The organism is Bacillus sp. 05T31 (genome assembly GCF_056396725.1).
In genome coordinates, this window is sequence record NZ_JBFTMA010001178.1 from 1 (window position 1) to 758 (window position 758).

A 758-nucleotide genomic window follows, 5' to 3' on the forward strand; every position below is an offset into this window, starting at 1 on the left:
ACACCACAAACCATCCTTTCTAAATTATCACAAGTTATAGAAAGAGTCCTGACCACGTTTACCGACATTGACAGGGCTTTTTCTTTTGCAATTTTACTTTTCAAATTTCTCTAGGGTTAGTTTTCTAAAGAATTCTGAATATGTCTTTTCACTATCTTTTATGCGTTGCCAATGTTCTTCGGAAAGTGTAACTGAAACCTTTCTCGTTATACCGAGTGTAGGACGACCAGCACCCTCCCTTTTCCCTCCATGCTTTTTCATTTGTTCCCCTTCCTGGTTGTATGTTTTGATTTAGGTTACTTTTATTATAATGAATTAAGTTACTTTAATCAAGATGTTTTTTGAAATTTTTTGACTTTTTATTTAACTACAATTTTAACTTGTGTTCCATCTGGCAATTTATCTACCTTATTACCTATAAATGATCCAGCACCTCTATTATCAGCGGGTTTAATATACTTAATATCCGCACCCGTTCCGCCTTCTTTGCACATAGCCATTGGATATTCATCACGATCATATCCCTTTTTTGTTGGTATGCCCGCTAGAGATTGTTTCCTTCTATCCGCGGCCCCTTTTCGGTCTATAGTACAAATATCAGTTTTCCCTTTTTCAATCGCTGCTTTAATATGAGCGCCCGTTTCTGGATATTTAGAAGAAGGAAATTCTATAACTTGCGCCACTTTTTCAGATCCATTTGCTTGCTTTACACTTGTTTTATCATTAATCATTGAACATCCAGTAAATAGCATACTAGC

2 protein-coding genes are annotated in these 758 nt (G+C 35.9%); both read right to left on the bottom strand.

What is annotated here, in order from left to right; all coding sequences use genetic code 11:
• Nucleotides 1–93 precede the first annotated feature (93 nt).
• Entirely contained in the window at nucleotides 94–261 is a 168-nt protein-coding gene (locus AC1DJR_RS32210; RefSeq protein ID WP_149191483.1) for a CopG family transcriptional regulator, read from the bottom strand.
• 98 nt (nucleotides 262–359) lie between these two features.
• On the bottom strand, nucleotides 360–752 hold the full coding sequence (locus AC1DJR_RS32215) for a NucA/NucB deoxyribonuclease domain-containing protein (protein ID WP_477004494.1): 393 nt from the start codon (nucleotides 750–752) through the stop codon (nucleotides 360–362).
• Between the last annotated feature and the right edge of the window lie 6 nt (nucleotides 753–758).

Bases quoted from the DNA above. Each gene is read 5' to 3' on its own strand.
- AC1DJR_RS32210 (WP_149191483.1), bottom strand. From the start codon at position 261: ATGAAAAAGCATGGAGGGAAAAGGGAGGGTGCTGGTCGTCCTACACTC.
- AC1DJR_RS32215 (WP_477004494.1), bottom strand. From the start codon at position 752: ATGCTATTTACTGGATGTTCAATGATTAATGATAAAACAAGTGTAAAG.